This is a genomic window from Tritonibacter litoralis (genome assembly GCF_009496005.1).
GTDB classification, from domain to species: Bacteria; Pseudomonadota; Alphaproteobacteria; order Rhodobacterales; family Rhodobacteraceae; genus Epibacterium; species Epibacterium litoralis.
This window is the reverse complement of record NZ_WIBF01000004.1, coordinates 153,465-176,496: the sequence shown is the minus strand read 5'-3', so window position 1 is coordinate 176,496 and position 23,032 is coordinate 153,465. Positions and strand designations below refer to the sequence as shown.

Here is a 23,032-nt window from a genome sequence, read left to right as displayed (position 1 = left end):
CTTGACCTGACCTAGCTCACGCCGCGCAGAACGTCCAGAAACGCCGCCGCGAAACGTTGCGCGCGGCGCTCCCCCAGCAGTTTGTTCACGCCAAATTCATCATCCGGGCGCAGCTGCGCCACTTTGGCCAACATCGACGCCGAACAGCTCAGCGGTTTGTCCAGCCCGGTCTCACCCCGGGCCAGCCGCGCCTGCGCTTCCAAAAGCGCATCATAAACATCCCCTGCCCCCACGCTGGCCAGCTTGCGCCGGGCAGGGTGCAACTGTTCTGCCTCGCCTGTGATGACCGACAGAAACGCATCGCCATAGCGATCCAGCTTCTTGGCCCCCACCCCGTTGATCCGCGCCATGTCATCCAGCGTTTGCGGCCGTTTCTCGGCCATTTCGATCAATGTGCGGTCCGGGAAAATCACATAGGCCGGGACTTTCTGCGCCTCGGCCAGCCCGCGCCGCTTGGCCTTGAGCGCCGACAACAGCGGTGCATCCTCTTCAGACACCAGCGCTTTGACCGCCGGACGACGGGTTGCCTTGGCAATACTGTCGCGCCGCAACTCAATCGAGGCCTGCCCTTTCAGGATCGGCAGCGCCGCTTCGGTCATGCGCAGCGCCCCATGGCGTTCCGGATCAGGTCGCACCAGATCATGGCCCATCATCTGGCGAAACACCGCCTGCCATTCGCGTTTGTTGTATTCCTGACCACAGGCATAGACCGAGAGTTCGTCATGGCGCCGTTCGCGGATCCGGTCGGTCTGCTGGCCGGTCAGAATATCAATCAGGTGACCACTGCCATAGGTCTCATCCGTGCGCAAAATGGCTGACAGCGCTTTGCGCACCGCTGTGGTACCATCAAACACATCCACCGGGCTGTCACACAGATCACAATGCCCGCAGGGTTCGGCAACTTCGCCAAAATAGGCCAACAGGGTCTGGCGACGACATTTCAGCGCCTCGGACAGGCCCAGCAGCGCATTCAGCCGCGCGTGATCCGCGGCGCGGCGTTCCGGCGGGGCCAGACCTTCGTCGATCTGCGACCGGCGCAGGCGGATATCATCAGCGCCAAACAGGGTCAGCGTCTCCGCCGGGGCACCATCGCGACCGGCGCGGCCGATTTCCTGATAATAGGATTCAATCGATTTGGGCAGATCCGCATGGGCCACCCAACGGATGTCAGGCTTGTCGATGCCCATGCCAAAGGCCACGGTGGCCACCACAATCAACCCGTCTTCGCGGGCAAACCGGGTTTCGACAATACGGCGATCCTCGGCCTCCATCCCACCGTGATAATGGCAGGCAGAATGTCCCGCTTCCCGTAAAGCCTGTGCAAGCCCCTCCGTCTTGGCTCGTGTTCCGCAATAAACAATGCCGGACTGCCCTTTGCGTGCGTCGGCAAAGTCCAGAATCTGGCGACGCGGGCCGTCTTTGGCTGCAAAAGCCAAGTGGATGTTAGGACGATCAAACCCCCGCAAGAAACTGCGCGGCGCTTCCCCGTCAAAGAGCTTTTGAACAATCTCTTCACGGGTTTCCTGATCCGCGGTTGCTGTAAAGGCTGCCAAAGGCACATCCAGCGCGCGGCGCAATTCCCCAATTCGCAAGTAGTCAGGGCGGAAATCATGGCCCCATTGGCTCACGCAATGGGCCTCGTCCACCGCGATCAGGCTGACGCCGATCCGTCTGAGCGTGCCCAGCGCCGCGCCCGAGGCCAGACGTTCCGGTGCCATGTACAAAAGCTTCAGCTGCCCCTGTTCGATGGCTTCCCAAACCGCTTCGGTCTCTTCTTCTGTGTTGCCCGAGGTCAGCGCCCCGGCCGACACACCCGCCTCCTGCAGGGCGCGCACCTGATCGCGCATCAAGGCAATCAGCGGTGAAATGACAACGGTAATACCCTCGCGCATCAGCGCAGGAAGTTGAAAACACAGCGATTTGCCGCCACCGGTGGGCATGATGGCAAGGACATTTTCCCCCGCAGCCACCGCATCGACGATTTCCTCCTGACCCGGACGAAACCCATCGAATCCAAAGATATCCCGCAAAAGCGGAGTGGCGGCGGTGGGGCCGGTCATGCGGGCCTCGTGCTGTTATGACTGCTGCTCGTGTGGCAGCCACAATCTCACAAGGCGAATCGGGCGGCAAGAGGCCGCCGCGCCGTTGCCACAAGTTTTATTGGAGCGCTTTAATAGAAGGCCGCAATATTGTTTTGCAGGACAATCCGCAGCGCATAGACGCCGATCAGCACCACCAGCGGCGCGATATCAATGCCCGACATATTGGGCAGCACACGGCGCACCGGACCATAGATCGGCTCAAGAATGCGGTTAAGGCCATACCAGATCTGGCCGACAAACTGCTGATGCAGGTTCAAGACCTGGAAGTTGATCAACCAGCTCATGATCACATGGGCAATGATGAAGAACCAGACGACATCTAGGATCAGCATCAAGATTTGAAACAACGACTGCATGTCTTTTCCCTTTGTTGCAACGGCTCAATAGGTATGCATCCCGATCCAAATACGCAAGGCTTCCGCGAGGTCGCGGTTGACGAGCGGTAAACCCATGGCATCACAGGCACAGTCCCATTGAAGGCCCATATGAAGGAGTGTCATATGTACCCGGTCCTGCGCATGGTCAAGGATCTCTGTCTCGCGTCCCGCCAACCCCAGCTGAACCTGCTCGAGGAGCACCGGTCTTTTCACATCTGCTGGCCCTGGGATCTGGATATCTGGCTGGAGCTGAACAACGGGCGCACCATGACCCTGTTTGATCTGGGCCGCACCATGCTGTCTTGGCGGGTTGGTTTGATCCGGGTTCTGCGACAGAAACGCTGGTCCGTCACCGTGGCCGGCAGCTCGGTCCGGTTTCGCAAACGCATCCGCCTGTTTGAGCGGATCGAGATGCGGTCGGTCTGTGTGGGCTGGGATGACAAATTCATCTATTTGGAACAGAGCATGTGGAAAGCCAATGGCGACTGCGCCAATCACGCGCTGTTGCGCACGGCTGTGACCGATGCCCATGGGATCGTGGCGCCGTCCAAATTATTGGCGGCATTGGGGGCCACGGGGCCCGCACCCGAGCTGCCCGATTGGGTCAAGGCCTGGTGTGCGGCAGATCACCTGCGTCCCTGGCCCCCGCAGCGCCAAGATGCACAAGACGGGGTTGCCAGCCCATAGGGCCACCTTCATAAGTTCCCTTGGGTTAACCAGAAGGCAGTGACATGGTGCAGGTTTCAGCGCGCAAGCGTATTTGGGGATGGTGGTTTTTTGATTGGGCCAGCCAGCCCTATCATACTTTGCTGGTGACCTTTGTGTTCAGCCCGTTTTTTGCAGCGGTCGCCGCCGATCATTTTATGGCTCTGGGCGCTGGTGCTGAGGCGGCCAAGGCCGAGGCGCAGACCCTGTGGTCCAGATGTCTGACCCTCACAGGCCTGACCATCGGTCTTTTGGCGCCCTTTGTTGGGGCCATGGCGGACGGGTCGGGGCGCAAGCTGCCGTGGATCGGTGGGTTTTCCGCGCTTTATGTCCTGGGGGCCTTGGGTCTGTGGTTCATGGATCCGGGCGGCAGCAACCTCTATCTGATGCTGATCAGCTTTGGCGTGGGCTTCATTGGTGCCGAATTTGCTGCGATTTTTGTCAACGCGCAGCTGCCATCGCTGGGCAAGCGAGACGCGGTTGGCGCGATCTCGGGCTCGGGCTTTGCCTTTGGTTATTTGGGCGGGGTTTTATCGCTGTTCATCATGCTGTTGCTGTTCGTGGAACAGGCCAATGGCAAGACGCTGATCGGGCTGGACCCGATCTTTGGCCTGGACGCCGCCGCGCGCGAAGGCACCCGTGCGGTGGGACCCATTGTGGCGCTTTGGTTTGTGATCTTTATGCTGCCTTATGCGCTGTGGGTGCGCGATCCCGCGGTGTCCGGACGCAGGCTGAGCCCTGGTCAGGCCGTTGGGCGTGTAGTGCAATCGGTCAAGGCCCTGCGCCACCGCAAAAGCCTGGCTGCCTTCCTAGCCGGCTCGATGCTGTATCGCGATGCGCTGAACGGGCTTTATGCGTTTGGCGGGGTCTATGCGCGGCTGGTGCTGGAGTGGGAGATCACCCAAATCGGGGTGTTTGGCATAATCGCCGCCATTTCCGCCGCGGCCTTCAGCTGGCTGGGCGGGATTGCCGACCGCAGATTTGGTCCGAAACCCGTTATTGTCACTGCGATCCTGGTTCTGATGGCCGTTTGTGCCGTCGTGGTTGGCATGTCGCGCGAACAGCTTTTTGGCATCCCGCTGGCGGCGGGTTCGCCTGTACCGGACGCAGTGTTTTTCATCTGTGGTGTTCTGATCGGCGGATTTGGCGGTATTTTGCAGGCCGCCAGCCGCACCTTGATGGTGCGCCATACGGCATCACATGCCGCCGCCGAAAGCTTTGGCCTTTATGGGCTGTCGGGGCGCGCAACGGCGTTTCTGGCGCCCCTGTTGATTGGGATTGCCACAACCATAAGCGAAAGCGCGCGTTTGGGAATGGCACCGCTCATTGTCCTCTTTGTCCTTGGGCTTCTTCTGCTAGGGTGGGTCCGAGCAGAAGGAGATCAGGGTTGAGACTGTTTTGTGCCACGTTTTTCATTGTCCTCAGTTTAATCACTCCAGCCGCTGCGGCCCCGCCGGCGAAACAGCTGTTCGGAGCCAAGGCGGAAGGCTCGGCCCAACGCCCGGCTCCATTTGGCTCTTATGCCAAGGGCTGCGTGGCCGGTGCCGTGGAACTGCCGGAAACCGGGCCGACATGGCAAGCGATGCGTTTGTCGCGCAACCGGAACTGGGGTCATCCCTCAGCAATTGATTTTGTCCAGGATCTCAGCCGGTTTGCGGCCAAACAGCCCGGCTGGAACGGGCTTTATATCGGGGATATCAGCCAACCGCGAGGTGGGCCGATGCTGTCCGGGCACCGCAGTCACCAGATTGGTCTGGATATCGACATCTGGATGCGCCCGGCGGATCAACTGCGTCTGTCCCGCAACGCGCGGGAAAACATCTCTTCGATCTCATTGCGTCGCGCGGGGGGCGCTTATGTCAACAGCAACTGGAGCCCCCAGCACCATGCCATCCTGCGCGCTGCCGCCAAGGACAAACGTGTGGCGCGGATCTTTGTCTTTCCCGGGGCCAAAGTGCAAATGTGCAAGGAGGCCAAAGGAGATCGCCGCTGGCTGCGTAAAATCCGTCCCTGGTGGGGGCACCACTATCATTTTCATGTCCGGCTGAACTGCCCACGTGGCGCAAAAGGCTGCGTGGATCAGGCTGCGCCGCCAAAAGGCGACGGCTGCGCGGATGCAGAACGCTGGGTTAGGGACATTTTAAACCCTCCTGCGCCAAAACCAGTCGACCCCAAAGCGCCAAAGCCTAAACCCAGACGCGATTTCACTCTTTCGGATCTTCCTCAACAATGCGCCGCCGTTTTGCAATCAAGGTAATTGTTCCCCTCCTGTTAGGCGCCAGCCTGGCAGTGGCCGGCTATGCCGCGGGCCGCAACGAGGTGGATCCCGGCCCGGCACGGTTCCTCAGCAGTCTTGAGCTGCGCGCCAAACCGCAATGGTTTGGCGGCTTTTCCGCGATATCGGTGGCGGCCGATGGTCAAAAGGTGGTCCTGCTCACCGATCGCTCTCACCTGCTGGAAGGGGTGATTGAGCGGCAAGCTGACAGGATTTCCGGCCTTTTGGTGCACAGCCACAACCAACTGCGCAACCGCAAGGGGCAAACCATGACCAGCGGGCGCGACTCTGTGGACAGCGAAGGGCTCGCGCTTGCACCGGATGGGGCATTGTTTGTCTCTTTTGAAGGCCAGGCACGTGTGAGCCGCTACAACAGCCACCGCTCCGCCGCACAGGATCTGCCCCGCCCCAAGGCGTTTCGTGTCTACGAAGACAACAAGGCCCTCGAAGCGCTGGGGATCGACAGCCATGGGCAGCTTTATACCGTGCCCGAAAACAGCCCCGGCGACCAATTCCCGGTCTGGCGCTGGGATGGGGCGCGGTGGGAACAGCCGTTTTCCATCTCAAAATACGATGGCTACCTGCCCGTCGGTCTTGATATTGGCCCCGACGGGCGGTTCTACCTCTTGGAACGTAAATTCGTCTGGATCGGGTTTCGCAGCCGCTTGCGGCGTTGGGATCTCTCAGAAGAGGGGCTGACCAATGAAACCGAGCTGCTGCGCACCGGCCTCGCCGCCCATGACAACCTCGAAGGGCTCTCCGTCTGGCGCACCGCCACCGGCGGGCTGCGCGCCACTATGGTCTCGGACGACAATTTCATGCCCTTTCAACGCAGTGAATTGGTGGAATACCACCTGCCCAACTGACGCAACCGCAGCGCGCCCCTGGCGCGCTGCCTGGCCCAACGGGAGCGGTGTTTTGCCAAAACACCCAGCGACGGGCGGGAGCGCACCGGTTGATTTTATCCCCAACAGGCGCTAAAGGCACGGCTTCGGCCGCACACGGCGGCCCAAGTCTCCGCGACCTTGTTAAAACGGATCCTATTGATGACACGTATACATCTGCCCGGCATTGCCGCCATGGCCGCCATTGTTGTGGCGTCCAATATTCTTGTTCAATTCCTCTTCGGCCAATGGCTCACCTGGGGCGCGTTCACCTATCCGCTGGCCTTTCTGGTCACCGATGTGATGAACCGCATCTATGGCATGGCCGCCGCGCGCAAGGTCGTGTTCGCAGGCTTTGTCACCGGCGTCATCTGCTCGTTGATCGGCAGCCAGATCATGCTGGAATTTGGCCCCGCGGTGCCCTTGCGGATTGCCGTTGCCTCTGGCACCGCTTTCCTGGTGGCGCAGATGTGTGATGTGGCGATTTTTGATCGCTTCAAATCCGGCCGTTGGTGGCGCGCGCCTTTGATCTCGACCCTTGTGGGCTCGGCGCTGGACACGGCTCTCTTTTTCACCATCGCCTTTTCAGCCGCGATCCCTTTCTTTGGGGCAGATGCGGACGCTGCCATCAACTGGTCCTGGGAGGGTGTTCCCTTTATGGGCGCAGGCGCTGTGGTGCCGCTTTGGGTCTCGCTTGCCTTTGCCGATTGGTGCGTAAAACTCGCCCTTGCGCTGCTGGCCCTTGTGCCCTTCCGCATCATCGTGGGGCGGTTTGGCGCACAGACCACATGATTTTGTTTTGACATCTCTCAATTCTGTGGCACGCTACCCTTACGCGTAACATTCAGAAAGGAGGTGCTCTAGTGTCTATTGAGAACTTGGAGATCGGTGTCGGAACAGTTCGGGAGGCGCAAGGCTAGGGCAGCCCTTAGCTGAGTTTAACCCTGAATTGGTGACCGCCTAACCGGCGCACCTCCGAATACTCAAGAAGGGCTGTTCGTTGCGCAAAATCGAACAGCCCTTTTGTTGTTTCAAACAGCTGTTGTGTCTCAAAATCGGACCCCGACGCTGTCCCCTCTTAACCTGACGGTCAAATCGCGGCATAAACCGGTCAGAAGGATCTCGTTCATGCTGCGCATCTCTGACACCATCACTTTGCAAGATTGGGAACTGACCGAACAGTTTATCCGCGCCTCTGGCCCTGGCGGTCAGAATGTGAACAAAGTGTCCACAGCCGTCGAACTGCGGTTTGAGGCTGAACGCTCCCCCTCTTTGACACCTGCGGTCAAGAAACGCCTGCGCCGTCTGGCGGGGCGTCGCTGGACCAAAGAAGGGGCGATTATTCTGTTTTGCGACGAAACCCGCAGTCAGGCCCGCAACCGGGATCTGGCGCGGGAACGTCTGGCTGCCCTGATCCAACAGGCCACCGTAGTGCCCAAGCGCAGGATTGCAACCAAACCCACACGCGGGTCCGTCCAACGTCGTCTCTCTGCCAAAAAACAGCGTGGAGAGGTCAAATCCCTGCGTGGCCGGGTGCAGGACGACTGAACATTCCCCCAAAAGGAGCCCCCTATGCAGCCAGGTCCCCGAAATCTGATCACCGATGTGCCGGGCTTGCAGGTCGGAAATGCCAAGAATCCGGCCCTGAAATCCGGCACTACGGTGTTGATCGGCGCAGAGCCGTTTACCGCCGCAGTCCATGTGATGGGGGGTGCGCCCGGCACGCGGGAAACCGATCTTTTGGCGCCGGATAAATCTGTGGCCAAAGTCGACGCGCTGGTTTTGTCCGGCGGCTCTGCCTTTGGGTTGGATGCCTGTTCAGGCGTGTCCGAGGGGCTGCGCGCCCAAGGGCGCGGGTTCACATTGGGCCCTGCGATCATCCCCATTGTCCCCGGTGCAATCCTGTTTGATCTGCTCAACGGTGGTGACAAATCCTGGACCACCAACCCCTATTTGGAGCTGGGACGCGCAGCATTGGCAGCTGCGGCACCCGAGTTTGCATTGGGCAGCCACGGCGCGGGCACCGGTGCAACAACCGCATCGCTCAAAGGGGGGCTGGGCTCTGCGTCGCTTGTTCTGGACAATGGCGTCACCGTCGCGGCTCTGGTTGCAGCCAATCCGATGGGGTCGGTGACCACCGCTGGCACACATCATTTCTGGGCGGCCCCTTTTGAGATTGAGGACGAATTTGGCGGGCTTGGGCCAGACCCACGGGCGGGTTTGGGCCGCGATCTTGACAGCGCCAAGCTGCGCGCGATGCGTAAAATTATGGGGTCACCAGATGCAGCGCTGGGGGAGCGCGCCAATACCACCATCGCCATTGTGGCCACAGATGCTGATTTGACCAAGGCGCAAAGCCAACGTCTGGCCATTGCGGCCCATGACGGTATTGGCCGCGCTGTTGTACCGGCCCATACGCCCATGGATGGGGATCTCGTCTTTGCGGTGTCGACCAATACAAACGACTCAAGCGATGGGGAGGCGATCTTGCCTGACCTCTGCCATGCCGCTGCATTGTGCCTGAGCCGCGCCATTGCGCGGGGGATATACCACGCTCAACCAGAAGATGACGATCTGTTGCCCTGTTGGCAGGAAAACGCCGCAGGCCGCTAGGACAGATTGTCCCAATTGCCCCGTTGTGACGGTTTCACGACCAACGTCGCGTTGACTCTGATGCCCCTGCAGACCTTATAGAAGCTAGCCGGATATACTGGAGCAAGCTGAAATGAAACGAATTTTAACAGTCGCTGGACTGATCATGCTCGCCAGCTCTGCCGCACATGCGGGAGATGCAGCCAAAGGCGAAAAAGGGTTCAAGAAGTGCAAAGCCTGCCACATGATCGTTTCGGACGCAGGTGAAACCATCGTCAAAGGTGGCAAAACCGGTCCGAACCTTTATGGCGTTGCAGGACGTACATTGGGCACCGCAGAAGGCTTTAAATACAGCAAGTCGATGATTGCGGCGGGTGAAGCTGGTCAGGCCTGGGACATGGAGTCCTTTGCGGCGTTCACCGCAGATCCCAATGGGTATCTGAAAGAGGCAACTGGCGATTCAAAAGCCAAATCCAAAATGTCCTTCCGCCTGAAAAATGGCGCTGAGGATGTTTACGCCTATCTGGAAAGTGTCGCCGCCGAATAAGGCCGACCACCCGCTTGGATGACGCGGGTTCTGTGATTTTCTCAAAGCCGCGACCACGGGCCGCGGCTTTTCTTGTGCCGAGGGCCTTGTTCTCCTGCTATCCTTTTCTCCTCACCCTGCCCATTTGGGCACGCGCAACCCTTCTGGATCCCGTCTGCACATGAGCCATCTCATCCCGGCTTGGGTAAATGGAGAATTACAACCCGTCGACAAGGTCGCAGCCCATGAGAAGGGTCTGCGCCACAAAGCCGTGTCGGTGTTTGTGGTGAAATCCGGCGCAATCCTGATGCAGCGGCGCGCGCTCAGCAAATATCACACGCCCGGTCTGTGGGCGAACAGCTGCTGCACCCATCCCAAATGGGATGAGGAACCCGTGGCCTGCGCCATGCGGCGGCTGCGCGAAGAACTGGGCATTCGGGGCCTTTATCCCGAATTTCGGCACCGGCTGGAATACCGCGCAGATGTCGGCAATGGCATGATCGAGCATGAAGAGGTCGATGTGTTTCTGGCCCACGCCCACCGGGTGATCAATGTCACGCCAAATCCCGAAGAAGTTATGGAAACCCGCTGGGTGGATTATCACGACCTGCAGGCCGAGATCGCGCGCCACCCGGAACGTTTCACGCCCTGGCTCAAGATCTATTTGGCGGATTATGCCGATGTGATTTTTGGCCCAGATCTCAAGATCTGAGCGGCCGCGCGTTTACGCAGAGGCCACCGCAATATTGTCGATCAGCCGAACCCCATCCAGCCAGGCCGCCGCCAAAAGACGCGCGGGTTTTGTAAGGTCGGACACAGGTTGCAAGGTGTCCGCGCAGCGCAGTTCAAAATACTCAACCTCGCCAAACCCGGCCTGTGCCAGTTCGGTGAGTGCGGATTTCTGAACCTCTTCCCAATTCATGCCTTCCGCCAATTGCGCCGTTGCAGCGGTCATCAGTTGATACAGAACACAGGCTTTGGCCTTGGCCGCATCACCAAGGCGCAGATTGCGTGAGGACATCGCAAGGCCCGAGGCTTCGCGCACAGTGGGACAGCCGACCACCTCGATCGGGATGTTCAGATCCCGCGCCATCTGACGCACCAACATCAGCTGCTGATAATCCTTCTCGCCAAAAAACGCCTTGTGCGCGCCGGTCATCAGGAACAGCTTGGCCACCACCGTTGCCACCCCGTCAAAATGGCCGGGACGGAAGGCCCCTTCCAATGTGTCGCTGACTCCGGTTACAGACACCGTGGTTGCATAGCCCTCAGGATAGATCTCATCCGCGTTGGGGACAAAGACCACATCCACATCAAAGGGCGCCAGCTTGGCCGCATCCTGGTCTTCGGTTCGGGGGTATTTTGCCAGGTCTTCCGGGCTGTTGAACTGTTTGGGGTTCACGAAGATGGTAACAATCACCCGGTCACAGGCCGCTTTGGCGGCTTGGACCAGCGACAGATGACCTTGGTGCAGCGCGCCCATTGTGGGCACAACACCCACAGTTTCACCTGCTCGCACCCAAGTTTGATATTGCGCCCGCAGATCCGCAAGGGCGCGCACAATTGGCGCGCTCATGAGGCTGTCCCTTTTTTGGCAGGGGCCTGATCTGCAAAGACATGTTCAGGGGCCGGGAAGCTTCGCGCGCGCACTTCGGCTGCATATTCCGCAATCGCCGCTTCGGCTGCCGGGCCAAGATCTGCATAGCGTTTCACAAATTTCGGCTTAAAGGCGGTGAAAAAGCCCAGCATGTCATCCACCACAAGGATCTGCCCGTCACAGCCTACAGAAGCTCCAATCCCAATGGTCGGGATCGCGATTTCAGCAGTGATCCGATCCGAAAGCGAAGCGGGCAGTTTTTCCAGAACAACAGAAAAGGCCCCCGCCGCTTCAATCGCCTTGGCATCGGCCAGAACCTGTTCCGCGGCTGCATCCCGGCCCTGCACCTTGTATCCGCCCAATGTGTTCACAGATTGTGGTGTCAAACCAATATGGGCCATCACAGGAATGCCGCGCTGAGTCAGGAAGCGGATGGTCTCTTCCATATGGACGCCACCTTCCAGCTTGACCGCCGCTGCGCCGGTTTCCGCCATCAAACGCGCCGCATTGCGAAAGGCCTGGGCCGGTCCTTCCTCGTATGAGGCAAAGGGCATGTCGATCACCAACATGGATCTCTCAATGCCGCGGGCAACCGCCTGCCCGTGCATGATCATCATCTCCATCGTCACAGCCAGGGTCGAAGGCAGACCATGCAACACCATACCAACGCTGTCTCCAACCAGAACAATGTCGCAATGAGGATCCATCAAACCCGCCATTGGCGTGGTATAGGCGGTCAAGCAGACCAGGGGCTCCCCCCCTTTGCGGGCTCGAATGTCATCAGCATTTGGTGCTTTTTTGCGGGCCGTCGCGCTCATTGGCGGTCCTCCAGTCGGCTGCGGTTGGGGTGACCTATCAATTTTGGACAGGAGATTCCAGTGGTTCAAACGCCGCCCCGCTGCGCTGCAGCGCAAGATTGTTACCCGACCGTTTGATCGCGGCTCATAAAAAAGCCCCACCCAAACAGGGGTTTACCCGCTGTGGGCTTTTCTGATTTGAGCCCTTTGGCCGCACCTTCAAAGGGTTCCGTAAAAATACGGGGCGTTGCGTCAAATGACGCCTTTTCCTGTGATCACAGCTGGTGGCGGGCCTGCAAAAACGCAATTCGCTCGGCGACCTCGTCGCTGATCGGCCCATTGCGCGGCGCGTCCCGCAGCGTTGTAAACCAATGCTCTGGCGGATTGCGCCCCAGCCGGTGGCCATCAAACCGCAGCTGCCGCAAAACAGCCTGGGCTGGTTCGGGCAATAGGGCTGGGATATCAAACCCGTTGAGCGTGCCCCAAATTCCCGTCCACAGTCGTGCCACCGACCAGGGGTTATAGCCGCCGCCACCCAGAACCAGCAGGCGGGGGGCCACCCCCATCAGATGGTCCAGAAACGCCCAATGCGCATTGTTGGACAGGGCAAGATGCGCCAGCGGATCTTCAACCACCGCGTCCGCTCCGCATTGCAGGATAATCGCCTCTGGCTCGAACCGCTGTACCAGGGGTAAAACCAAAGCCTCCCGCGCCAGGGCCATTTCGCTGTCGTTGAACCCACGTGGCACCGGCAAGTTGACCGCCGATCCGCCTGCAGTCTCCTGCACGCCGCCGGTCCGTGGCCACAGATTGTCTTCGTGGATGGAGATCATAAGAACCTCCGGATCCCCTTGAAAACCCACCTCCACCCCATCCGGGTGATGTGCGTCGATGTCCACATAGACCACCCGGCGCACACCTTGATGGCGCAAGGACAAAATCGCCAAGACCGGATCGTTCAAATAGCAGAACCCATTGGCCCGGTCCGGCATCCCGTGGTGGGTCCCGCCCGCGGGGTTATAGACCTGCCCCCCCCGGGCCAAAAGCTCACCCGCCAGAATGGACGCCCCGGCTGAGGTGGCCGGGCGGCGGAACATCTCGGCAAAGACGGGGTTGGAATGGGTGCCCAGCTGATGCCGCTTGCGGGTGTCTTCTGTGACCTGTTGCGCCTGTTCGGCGGCCACCAGCGCAGCGATATAGTCCGGGTGATGCCAGGCCTCCAACGCACGGGGTTTTGCCCGCGGCGCGCGCCGAAAGGCCGAGGGCGGCAGCCAGCCCAAGGCGCGGGACAAGTCCATCACCGACGACACCCGTGGCACGCGCAAAGGGTGGCTTTTGCCATAGCTGGAGAGGCGGTAAATATCGTGGCCGATAAAGAGCGGATCATGAAGCATAGTCTGGATCTAACCCGAGCGCGTCGTGATCCAAACTGCTTTTACAGCCGGAGTTAATCACTTTGCCTTAGGCTCCAATGCGCTATCGGCACTGTGAGCCGACGATTCGACATTTAACACCGGGTCCATAGACTTGCGCAGCAGCCCACCGACGACCGCACCGACGCATCTGACGTCTCTCCAGCACACTCCGACGGGCGTGCAGGCAGATCGATCGCCTGTTGACGGTTTGGTTCTGCGGCCCATCGCACCACAAGAGGCCTTGCGGTTCCTGCCGCTGTTTTCACGCTATCTTGGGGAAAGCGATCCTCAGACCGTTTCTGATGCGATCAAGAAAAGCAAACGCGCCTTGAACCGCGCCGATCATGACGCGTTCTGGCTGCTCCATGCCGGGCGCGAGATCGGGTTTGCCGTGGTTTTGCACCTTCCCGAAGGGCAACACGAATTGTCGGATTTCACCATATTTCCGGAGCACCGCCGCCACGGGTATGGCCAACGGGCTGCGCGCCATCTGTTTGCACGGTTTCCGGGGCGCTGGCGAATGGGCGTATCCAGCACGTCCCTGGCCGCGGCAGCCTTTTGGGGCACCTGCCTGAGTTCGCTTGCCAATGTGGAGAATGTGGCCACCGGCGCGCCATTTACCAGCCGTCAAAGCAAGAGCTTCAGCTTTTGCGTTAAGCCCGGTATCACCTGATACAAGGTCAGAGGTTTTGCGCCGCGCGATGCGCGTCGCCGGGGGGCAGGCCGCGCCTTCGGCGCGGCCTGCCTGGCCCAAGAGGATGGGGATGCATTTTTAATGCAGACCAGACGCGCGGGAGCTCCCCCTTGCCCGGCTGCGGTTAAACAACCACCTCAAAACTGTCTTGGCGTCCGACGTTGAACACACGTTTGTAGCGCGCGATTTCATCTGCGGGGCCCATCGCCTTTTGTGGATTGTCCGACAGCTTGACCGTGGGTTTGCCATTGGCGGACACTGCTTTGCAGACCAGCGAGAACGGCGCGAGGCGATCATCAGGAACTAGACCGCGGAAATCATTGGTCAACAATGTGCCCCAGCCAAACGAGACCTGCACACGGCCCGCAAACTGGGCGTGTAACTCTTCCATTTTGGTCACATCCAACCCATCCGAGAAAATGACCCGTTTCTGCGTTGGATCCTCCCCCCGTTCGATCCACCAGCGGATCGCGGTCTCGGCTCCTGATGCCGGGTCACCACTGTCAATGCGAATGCCTGTCCACCCGGCCAACCAGCCCGGTGCCCGATCCAGGAATCCTTGGGTGCCGTAAGTATCCGGCAGAATAATACGCAGGTTGCCGTCGTGTTCCTCATGCCAATCCGACAGAACCTCATAAGGGGCCTTTGCCAGGGCGGCGTCATCCGCTGCCAACGCCGAATAAACCATTGGCAACTCATGGGCATTGGTGCCGATCGCCTCAACTTCGCGACGCATGGCGATCAAACAATTTGATGTGCCGGTAAACCGCGGCCCCAACCCTTCGATCATCGCTTGTACGCACCAGTCCTGCCACAGGAACCCGTGACGGCGGCGGGTGCCGAAATCTGCAACCGACAGTCCATCAATCTGACGCAGACGCTCGATTTTCTCCCAAACCCGGGTCATTGCGCGCGCATACAGCACCTGCAGTTCAAACCGGCCCATCTGGTCCAGCACCGCACGCGAGCGCAGTTCCATCAGCACTGCCAGTGCCGGGATTTCCCACAACATGACCTCGTGCCATTTGCCTTCAAAGGTCAGCTCGTATTGGTCGCCCTTGCGCTCCAACTCGTAAGGGGGCAGCCGCAGGTTCTCAAACCACTCCATAAAATCAGAGCGGAACATCTGGCGTTTGCCATAAAACGTATTGCCGCGCAGCCAGGTGCTTTCGCCGCGTGACAAGGACAGAGAGCGGATATGGTCCAGCTGTTCACGCAGTTCACCTTCGTCGATCAACTGGGCCAGCGGCACATCCTGCGATCGGTTGATCAGCGAGAACCGCACCTGTGCGTCTGGTCGGTTGCGAAACACCGACTGACACATCAGAAGTTTGTAGAAATCCGTGTCGATCAAGGATCGGACAATCGGATCGATCTTCCATTTGTGATTGTAGACCCGTGTCGCGATATCCACCATGTCGCCCTACCTGACCGTTTTCTCCGTTTGTAAGGCAGCTCCGGGTTCGGCGCAAAGAGAAAGGGGTGTGCCGAGGTCATGCTGGGAAAAGGCCAGCACCAAGCTCTCGACAAGTTGTTGTCGGCTCACGGGTTTAGACAGGAACTCATCCATGCCCGCCTTCAAACAGGCGTCCCGATCTTCGTCAAAGGCATTGGCTGTGACCGCAATGATATAAGGCTGGGGCACGCTGGATTGGCGAATGCTCTGCGTCGCCTCAAGCCCGCTCACATTCGGCATCGACAAATCCATCAATATCACCTGCGGTTCCAGCTCGATTGTGCGGTCAATGGCCTCTTGCCCGTCCACAGCGAAACACAGCTGCGCCCCTGTGCCTTTGAGGAATTTCTGAACCAAGAGCCGGTTCACCTGATTATCATCTGCAACCAGGATCCGCGCGCCATTGAGGTCGACCTCCTGCGGGCTTCTTTTTTCGGGCACCTCAGCAAGCTGACAGGCCGGGGCCAGTTGCAGCTGAGTGGTGAAACAGGAGCCCTGCCCTTCGGCCGAGGACACGGTTATTGTTCCCCCCATCGCATGTGCCAACCGTTGTGAGATCGTCAGCCCCAGTCCGGTGCCGCCAAATTTGCGGGAAATCGCCGTGTCGGCTTGGGAAAACCGTTCAAAAATCCGGGCCTGCAGCTCTTCGGGGATGCCGATGCCGGTATCAAACACATGGAAGTTCAACTTTGGAGCTTTGGGCGTACCACTGACATCCACAACCACCCGTACGCCACCTTTGGCCGTGAACTTTAGTGCATTACCAACCACATTCATCAATATCTGAGTGATGCGGCGGTCATCGCCATGCAGAACCTCTGGCACATCCGAAGCCACATCGAGCTCGAAGTAAATTGATTTCTCCTGCGCCAGAGGTTTCAGCAGGTCGATCGTATTTTCAAAACAGCGCCGCACATCAAAATTGGTCGGCGTCAGGGTGACATCGCGCGCATCCATCTTGGACAATTCCAAAACGTCATTGATCAGCGCCAGCAACGACCGTGCAGAGCTGTGGATGGTTTCCGCGTATTTTCGCTGGTCTTCGTCAAGCTGCGTATGTTCCAGCAGCTGGGTCATGCCAATGACACCGTTCAACGGCGTGCGGATCTCATGGCTCATCGTGGCCAGGAATTCGGCCTTGGTTCGGGCCCCTTCTTCGGCGGCGCGGCGGGCTTCCTCAAGCTCTTTTTCATGCTCTTTGGTGGCTGTGATGTCCCGCTCGACGGCAATAAGCGTCTCCAGCTCACCTGCGGCGTTCAGCATTGGCACTTGGCTGGTTTCGAGCCAGATCCTCCGGCCATCTTTACGGCGGCTGAACAGCACGGTTCGAACCGTATCACCTTTGATAAGCCGCGCGTTCATATCAGCGACCTCATCCAGGTCGGTTTCATCACAATTTAACAAATCCGCCGGTCGTTGGCCGATTGCGTCCTTTGCCGTGTATCCCGTTATGCGTGTAAAGCTTTCGTTCACCCATGTGATCCGAAAATCTCGGTTGATGATCATCACACTGTCATTGGCGCTCTCGGCAACCAATGCCAACCGGCGGGCTTCAACTTGTTGCGAATACATCTGCGCATAAGCGTTTTGTAGCTCACGTTGTTGGCGGGCCTGCTTGAGCTCGGTCTGGAGGCGGCGGACGTGGCGGGATTGTACCAGCCGGGCGATCCAAATGGACGTGAGGGCAAAAATAACAACCCCGCCAATATCCAACTCGTGGGCGTAATACCCAAATTCATGATGGGGCCCACCGGATACCAAAATCCCCAAGGGTACGACAAAATAGATAACCGCACGAATGATAACACCTATGGGATTCAGCGGCACAAACATCAAATGTGCGATCCCGGCGCCCATCAACAAATAGATAGAGAAAATAGGCTTCCAATGCGCGTGCCCATACTCGGGCTCTAGACAGCAAAGGTAAGTCGGCAAACTGGCAGCAATAACAAAGCAAACAGCGTCAAACGTGCCTGCAGCTATGCTGATACGCTTTGCGCGCTGTTCATCAATCTCGTCAATGCGAGCTGCGGACAAACGGCGCATAAAATACGTCTCGACCAGATCTCCCGCGACGACAAGCGCCAGACAAATCATCGCGATTTCAAAAGACGCCATGACAGCAACAAAACTGCACCACCCGACGGCAAACAAAAGCCGCGTATTAAGATGGTCTACCTTGTGACCGGCATAGCGTTGCAGCAGGCCAACAGGGCTGTATCTTCTTTCATGTTTGGCGACCGGACAGGTGGCTGGAGACATTGAACAGAACTTCCCTGTGAGCACATCCCTTTGACTAGAGATTCTATCTACTAAGGGTTATTTTTTGGTAGTTTAACTCTTTAGCGTCACGCCAGAGCCCCGCATGTAAGTCAATGACGCCTCTAACGAGCCGTCCAGATCGATACCGCGACAGGCAGACAGCCCCACTGTGACCTCATATCCCAGCTTTCGGGCATCCAAAGCGGAATAAGATACGCAGAAATCTGTGGCCAAACCCACAAGCGTCAGCTGGGTTATTCCGCGTTCGCTGAGATAGCCGTGCAAACCTGTGACCGTCTCTTGGTCGTTTTCAAAAAACGCGGAATAGCTGTCGATGGCGCTGCGAAATCCTTTGCGGATAATCAGATCCCCGTCCGTGCGCAATTCCGGGTGAAACGCGGCACCTTCGGTGCCCTGCACACAGTGGTCGGGCCACAGGACCTGCGGCCCATAAGGCAGGGTCACTGTCTCATAGGGCGCTTTGCCCGGATGGGCGCTGGCAAAGGATTGGTGCCCCGCTGGGTGCCAGTCCTGTGTCAGAATGACGGTATCAAACACATCCATCATCGCATTGATCGGCGCGACAACCTCGTCCCCTGCGGGCACAGCAAGAGCACCGCCCGGGCAAAAGTCATTCTGCACGTCGATGACAAGTAATGCTGCGGTCATTTGTTTGCTCTCCTCGACTTTTGGCCTGGTCTTCTTTTTGTCGTTATCAAAACTTTGCCTGTCTCTGCGCATCACGCAAGCGTTAATAATATATTTACGATATGTTATTTTTGGAACACAAACCCAGCAAATACTGCGTCTGGCGCGTGTTTCCTGCGCTTGAATTACGGCGCGTGTCGATTTAAGGGCGAGGCATGTACACAATCGCTGCTCTCTATCACTTCACCCGATTTGAAAACCCGGCTGACATCAAGCCTGCGTTGCTGGACCTGTGTCAGGCGCAAGAGGTCAAAGGCTCGCTGCTGCTGGCCAAGGAAGGCATCAACGGGACCATCGCCGGTCCCCGTGTCGGCATTGATGCGGTTTTGAACCATATCAAAGCCCTACCGGGTTGTGCCGATCTGGAGTGGAAAGAGGCGACCAGTGATCATCCGCCGTTTGGCAAGATGAAGGTACGCCTGAAGAAAGAGATCGTCACCATGGGCCAACCCGACGTCGATCCCCGCGCCAAGGTTGGCAACTATGTCGAGCCACAGGAGTGGAACGATCTGATCCGTCAGGACGATGTTGTGGTGATCGACACCCGCAACGATTACGAGGTGGCGATTGGCACGTTTGAGGGCGCAATCGACCCGAAAACCGTGAGCTTTGGTGAATTCCCGGACTGGTGGGAGGAAAACCAAGCGCGATTCCACAACAAACGTGTGGCAATGTTCTGCACCGGAGGGATTCGTTGCGAAAAATCAACGAACTACTTGCTGGGGCAAGGGGTTGAGGATGTCTATCACCTAAAAGGTGGCATTCTGCGCTACTTGGAAGAAATGCCCGCCGAAGACAGCACCTGGCAGGGCGAATGCTTTGTCTTCGACAACCGCGTCTCCGTCGGTCACGGGCTGGAAGAAGGGCCGCATTTGTTGTGCCACGGTTGCCGCCGCCCGATCTTGCCCGAGGATATGAAGCGCCCGGAATTTGAACTGGGTGTCTCCTGCCACCATTGCGCCCATGAAACGTCAGAGGCGGACAAGGCGCGGTTCCGCGAACGGCAGAAACAGATCCGTCTGGCCCGGGAACGCGGGGACAAGACCTATGCGGGCAATCCCCTGTAAGACCTGCCTGCAAGACCGCCCTGTAAAACCCCTCTCAAAGCAGCCCATTTAGTGCTGTTCCGACGAGCCCGCACCGATGGTTGCGGGCTTTTTGTGCGTTGGTGCTGTGTTCACCAAGTTTCAAACAGAGGTTTGTCGCAGATCAATTCACGGTGGCGGGAATCATGGCACTTGGAGGGCGCGGAACCCAAAGGAGGCCACGATGTTGGATCAAGCCTTTCTCAAGACCCCGATTGCCCAAGTTTTAAACCACAATAGCGCGCCACTGATGCAAGTGCGTGACCTGTCCCTGTTTTATGGAGCCAAACAGGCGCTGGAGGACGTCAGTTTTGACCTTTTCCCGCGCGAGATCCTTGCCTTTATCGGCCCGTCCGGCTGCGGCAAGACCACTGCCTTGAAATGCCTGAACCGAATGCATGACGGCACCCGTGGCGTGCGGATCGAAGGCAGTATTGAAATGGATGGGCGTGACATTCACCATCCCGATATTGACCCGCCGCTGTACCGGCGTCGGTTTGGTTGGGTGGCGCAAAAGCCGAACCCGTTTCCAAGCTCCATTTGGCAAAACGTCGCCTATGGCGCGCGGATCCACGGGCTGATGAACACCTCGGCGGATATGGAGGCCCATGTCGAAGACTGCCTGCGCCGCGCGTTCCTGTGGGATGAGGTCAAGGACCATCTGCACAAGAAACAAGGCACCGACCTGTCCGGCGGCCAACAACAACGTCTGTGTGTGGCCCGAGCCTTGGCCACGCAGCCAGACGTTCTGTTGATGGATGAGCCCACCGGCTCGATCGACCCGATCGCAACGGCCAAGCTCGAAGAGCTGATGGTGGAGCTCAAATCCAACCACGCCATTGTGGTGGTGACCCATTCTATGATGGAAGCCCGCCGCATCGCTGACCGTGTCGCCTATTTCCACATGGGCAAACTGTTAGAGATCGGCCCGACTCAGATGATCTTTGATCATGCACAAAACGCCAAAACCCGCGCTTTTGTGGGTGGTGAGTTCGGATAGATCTGCGCAAATGAAAATCCCCGGCTTGAAAGCCGGGGATTGGTATCAGAAGTCCAGGTTTTCGACGCTCAGCGCGTTTTTCTGGATGAACTCACGACGGGGTTCCACAACGTCCCCCATCAGCTTGGTAAAGAGGTCGTCAGCTTCCATGCTGTCATCAACACGGACCTGCAACAGGGTGCGCGCATCGGGATCCAATGTGGTTTCCCACAGCTGATCAGGGTTCATTTCACCCAGACCTTTGTAACGCTGCAGGCTGAGGCCCTTTTCACCCTCTTCCAGGATCGCTTTCAACAGCCCCAGCGGGCCGTGGATCATCTGGCTGCGATCCTTGCGCTGAAGAACGGCGGTTGATCCATAGATCTCCTGCAACGAAGCCGTAAAGCTGCCGGTTTTGCGCGCCTCGCCTGAGCGCAGCATTGGGCCGTCCAACGTGCGCACTTCTTCGACGCCGCGCAGGATCCGCGCCAAGCGGATACCATGGTCCTGCGTGATCCGGCCCTGCCAGCCGCGTTCATATTCCAGTGCAATCTGGTCCAGACGGGCCGCAACCTTGTCTGCCACGCCTTGCAAATCGGAATCCACCGCACCGGGGATAAAGGCGCCGGCCACTGCGGCCTGTTCCAGGATCTGGCGCGGATAATGGGTCGGGAAGGCATCCAGCACACGTTTCAGCTGCCGCGCTTCCTCCACCACACGTGTGAGGTCGGCACTGGCGATTTCCGCACCGTTGCCCAGTTTCAGAACCGCACCTTCCACGCCCTGATTGATCAGGTAATCATCCAGTGCATTCTGATCCTTGAGGTAAACCTCAGACTTGCCGCGCGAAACCTTATAAAGCGGCGGCTGCGCGATGTAGAGGTAGCCCCCTTCGATCAACTCCGGCATCTGGCGATAGAAGAACGTCAACAGCAGCGTCCGGATATGGGCCCCGTCGACGTCCGCATCGGTCATGATGACGATCTTGTGGTAACGCAGTTTGTCGATGTTGAATTCATCCCGGCCAATGCCGGTTCCCAGCGCCATCACAAGGTTGCCGATCTCTTGCGACGACAGCATCCGATCAAACCGCGCCCGTTCCACGTTCAGGATTTTACCGCGCAAGGGCAAGATCGCCTGCGTCTGACGGTCACGACCTGTCTGTGCCGAACCACCAGCGGAGTCACCCTCCACCAGGAAGACTTCGGTCTTGGACGGGTCTTTTTCCGAACAATCCTTGAGCTTACCGGCCAGGAAGTTCACATCCATCGCGGTCTTGCGGCGGGTCAGTTCGCGGGCTTTTCGGGCGGCTTCACGGGCCAGGGCGGCCTCGATGATTTTACCCACCACCTGTTTGGCCACATTGGGATTTTCTTCGAACCACTCGGCCAGTTTCTCCCCCATCAGGCTTTCGACCACCGGGCGCACCTCAGACGAAACCAGCTTGTCCTTGGTTTGGCTCGAAAATTTCGGGTCCGGCACTTTGACGGACAACACACAGGTCAAGCCTTCGCGCGCGTCATCACCGGTAAAGGAGACCTTCTCCTTCTTGGCGATGCCGGACGACTGGGCATAGTTGTTGATGGTCCGGGTCAACGCGCCCCGGAAACCGGCCACATGGGTGCCGCCATCACGCTGCGGGATGTTGTTGGTAAAGGGCAGAACGGTTTCATGATAGCTGTCGTTCCACCACATGGCGATTTCCACGCCAATCTCATCCTTTTCGCCCTTGATATAGATCGGCGCATCCATGACCGGCGATTTGGAGCGATCAAGGTATTTCACAAACTCATTGACGCCGCCTTCGTAGTACAGCTCTGTCTCAAGCCGTTCCGCGGGACGTTCGTCGATCAAAATGATCCGCACGCCTGAATTCAAAAACGCCAGCTCCCGCAAGCGCTTTTCCAGCGTGTCAAAAACATACTCCAGGTTGGAAAACGTATCCGTTGACGCCAGAAACCGCACTTCGGTTCCTGTGCGATCCCCGCAGTCGCCGACCACTTCCAGATGTTTGGCGGTATCGCCGCGTTCAAACCGCGCCACGTGTTCTTTGCCATTGCGCCAGATGCGCAGCTCCAGCCAATCTGACAGCGCGTTGACCACCGACACACCCACACCATGCAGACCGCCGGACACCTTATAGGAGTTGCTGTCAAACTTACCACCGGCGTGCAGCTGGGTCATGATCACCTCAGCCGCTGAAACACCTTCTTCTTGGTGGATATCCACCGGAATCCCGCGCCCGTTGTCGCTGACAGAAACACTTGAATCCGCGTGAATTTTAACGGTAACGGCATCCGCATGACCGGCCAGGGCTTCGTCGATCCCATTGTCGACAACCTCATAGACCATATGGTGGAGGCCCGAGCCATCATCCGTATCACCGATATACATGCCAGGCCGTTTGCGTACAGCCTCCAACCCCTTGAGAACTTTGATGGAATCTGCGCCATATTCTGCTGGGGTCTGCTCGTTTTCGGACATTCACATTTTCCTGCTTTAGCTTTCAGATTTTATACGCTGAAAGCGGGGGCTTGTCACGCGCAAGCCCCCTTTTTTCTTGCCAGAATCGGGGCTC

The 23,032-nt window shown here is 58.4% G+C and carries 21 protein-coding genes; 12 read left to right on the top strand and 9 right to left on the bottom strand.

Annotation, left to right across the window (positions count from 1 at the left end; genetic code table 11):
- Positions 1-11: 11 nt before the first annotated feature.
- Both recQ and GFB49_RS08820 read right to left on the bottom strand, forming a co-directional pair.
- On the bottom strand, positions 12-2,060 hold the full coding sequence (recQ, locus tag GFB49_RS08825; protein ID WP_153215490.1) for a DNA helicase RecQ: 2,049 nt from the start codon (positions 2,058-2,060) through the stop codon (positions 12-14).
- A gap of 110 nt (positions 2,061-2,170) precedes the next feature.
- Positions 2,171-2,458: a YggT family protein gene (locus tag GFB49_RS08820; RefSeq protein WP_153215489.1), complete on the bottom strand. Its 288-nt coding sequence runs from the start codon at positions 2,456-2,458 to the stop codon at positions 2,171-2,173.
- Between the two features lie 144 nt (positions 2,459-2,602).
- On the opposite strand from GFB49_RS08820, the gene GFB49_RS08815 reads away from it, so the two are divergent.
- The 9 genes from GFB49_RS08815 to idi all read left to right on the top strand — a co-directional run bounded on the left by GFB49_RS08815 (position 2,603) and on the right by idi (position 10,173).
- Positions 2,603-3,166: an acyl-CoA thioesterase gene (locus GFB49_RS08815; protein ID WP_153215488.1), complete on the top strand. Its 564-nt coding sequence runs from the start codon at positions 2,603-2,605 to the stop codon at positions 3,164-3,166.
- Positions 3,167-3,210: 44 nt separating this feature from the next.
- Entirely contained in the window at positions 3,211-4,575 is a 1,365-nt protein-coding gene (locus GFB49_RS08810) for an MFS transporter (protein WP_153215487.1), read from the top strand.
- Entirely contained in the window at positions 4,572-5,441 is an 870-nt protein-coding gene (mepA, locus tag GFB49_RS08805; protein WP_153215486.1) for a penicillin-insensitive murein endopeptidase, read from the top strand. Before GFB49_RS08810 ends, mepA begins: the two co-directional genes overlap by 4 nt.
- Positions 5,442-5,473: 32 nt before the next feature.
- Entirely contained in the window at positions 5,474-6,325 is an 852-nt protein-coding gene (locus GFB49_RS08800) for an esterase-like activity of phytase family protein (RefSeq protein ID WP_343032522.1), read from the top strand.
- Positions 6,326-6,505: 180 nt separating this feature from the next.
- Positions 6,506-7,135 (top strand): queuosine precursor transporter, encoded by a 630-nt coding sequence (locus GFB49_RS08795; protein WP_153215484.1) that lies wholly within the window; start codon positions 6,506-6,508, stop codon positions 7,133-7,135.
- A gap of 336 nt (positions 7,136-7,471) precedes the next feature.
- The gene (arfB, locus tag GFB49_RS08790) at positions 7,472-7,891 is read left to right on the top strand and encodes an alternative ribosome rescue aminoacyl-tRNA hydrolase ArfB (RefSeq protein ID WP_153215483.1); all 420 of its coding nucleotides are present in this window, start codon (positions 7,472-7,474) and stop codon (positions 7,889-7,891) included.
- 24 nt (positions 7,892-7,915) lie between these two features.
- The gene (locus GFB49_RS08785; protein ID WP_153215482.1) at positions 7,916-8,956 is read left to right on the top strand and encodes a P1 family peptidase; all 1,041 of its coding nucleotides are present in this window, start codon (positions 7,916-7,918) and stop codon (positions 8,954-8,956) included.
- 112 nt (positions 8,957-9,068) lie between these two features.
- Complete coding sequence (locus GFB49_RS08780; RefSeq protein WP_153215481.1) at positions 9,069-9,482, top strand: c-type cytochrome; 414 nt, start codon at positions 9,069-9,071, stop codon at positions 9,480-9,482.
- Between the two features lie 160 nt (positions 9,483-9,642).
- Entirely contained in the window at positions 9,643-10,173 is a 531-nt protein-coding gene (gene idi / locus GFB49_RS08775; RefSeq protein WP_153215480.1) for an isopentenyl-diphosphate Delta-isomerase, read from the top strand.
- 12 nt (positions 10,174-10,185) lie between these two features.
- Here the strand turns inward: idi and panC are convergent, their stop codons facing one another.
- The 3 genes from panC to GFB49_RS08760 form a co-directional block, all read right to left on the bottom strand.
- Complete coding sequence (gene panC / locus GFB49_RS08770) at positions 10,186-11,037, bottom strand: pantoate--beta-alanine ligase (protein WP_153215479.1); 852 nt, start codon at positions 11,035-11,037, stop codon at positions 10,186-10,188.
- On the bottom strand, positions 11,034-11,876 hold the full coding sequence (gene panB / locus GFB49_RS08765) for a 3-methyl-2-oxobutanoate hydroxymethyltransferase (protein WP_153215478.1): 843 nt from the start codon (positions 11,874-11,876) through the stop codon (positions 11,034-11,036). The genes panC and panB overlap by 4 nt, the downstream gene beginning before the upstream one ends.
- 254 nt (positions 11,877-12,130) lie before the next feature.
- Entirely contained in the window at positions 12,131-13,249 is a 1,119-nt protein-coding gene (locus tag GFB49_RS08760; protein WP_153215477.1) for an acetoin utilization protein AcuC, read from the bottom strand.
- Between the two features lie 133 nt (positions 13,250-13,382).
- On the opposite strand from GFB49_RS08760, the gene GFB49_RS08755 reads away from it, so the two are divergent.
- Complete coding sequence (locus GFB49_RS08755) at positions 13,383-13,943, top strand: GNAT family N-acetyltransferase (protein WP_214644948.1); 561 nt, start codon at positions 13,383-13,385, stop codon at positions 13,941-13,943.
- A 145-nt stretch (positions 13,944-14,088) separates the two neighbouring features.
- Here GFB49_RS08755 and pncB read toward each other — a convergent pair whose 3' ends face one another.
- The 3 genes from pncB to pncA all read right to left on the bottom strand — a co-directional run bounded on the left by pncB (position 14,089) and on the right by pncA (position 18,351).
- Positions 14,089-15,381: a nicotinate phosphoribosyltransferase gene (gene pncB, locus GFB49_RS08750; protein ID WP_153215476.1), complete on the bottom strand. Its 1,293-nt coding sequence runs from the start codon at positions 15,379-15,381 to the stop codon at positions 14,089-14,091.
- 6 nt (positions 15,382-15,387) lie between these two features.
- Positions 15,388-17,538 carry a PAS domain-containing hybrid sensor histidine kinase/response regulator gene (locus GFB49_RS08745; protein ID WP_194269298.1) on the bottom strand — a complete coding sequence of 717 codons (2,151 nt, stop codon included), beginning with the start codon at positions 17,536-17,538 and terminating at the stop codon, positions 15,388-15,390.
- Between the two features lie 216 nt (positions 17,539-17,754).
- On the bottom strand, positions 17,755-18,351 hold the full coding sequence (pncA, locus tag GFB49_RS08740; RefSeq protein ID WP_153215474.1) for a bifunctional nicotinamidase/pyrazinamidase: 597 nt from the start codon (positions 18,349-18,351) through the stop codon (positions 17,755-17,757).
- Positions 18,352-18,545: 194 nt separating this feature from the next.
- On the opposite strand from pncA, the gene trhO reads away from it, so the two are divergent.
- Both trhO and GFB49_RS08730 read left to right on the top strand, forming a co-directional pair.
- Positions 18,546-19,457, top strand: coding sequence for an oxygen-dependent tRNA uridine(34) hydroxylase TrhO (gene trhO / locus GFB49_RS08735; RefSeq protein ID WP_153215473.1), 912 nt, complete (start codon positions 18,546-18,548; stop codon positions 19,455-19,457).
- Between the two features lie 268 nt (positions 19,458-19,725).
- Positions 19,726-20,475 (top strand): phosphate ABC transporter ATP-binding protein, encoded by a 750-nt coding sequence (locus GFB49_RS08730; protein WP_153215635.1) that lies wholly within the window; start codon positions 19,726-19,728, stop codon positions 20,473-20,475.
- Between the two features lie 45 nt (positions 20,476-20,520).
- Here GFB49_RS08730 and gyrB read toward each other — a convergent pair whose 3' ends face one another.
- A complete protein-coding gene (gene gyrB / locus GFB49_RS08725) occupies positions 20,521-22,938 on the bottom strand; it encodes a DNA topoisomerase (ATP-hydrolyzing) subunit B (protein ID WP_153215472.1) in 2,418 nt (805 codons plus the stop codon).
- Positions 22,939-23,032: the final 94 nt, after the last annotated feature.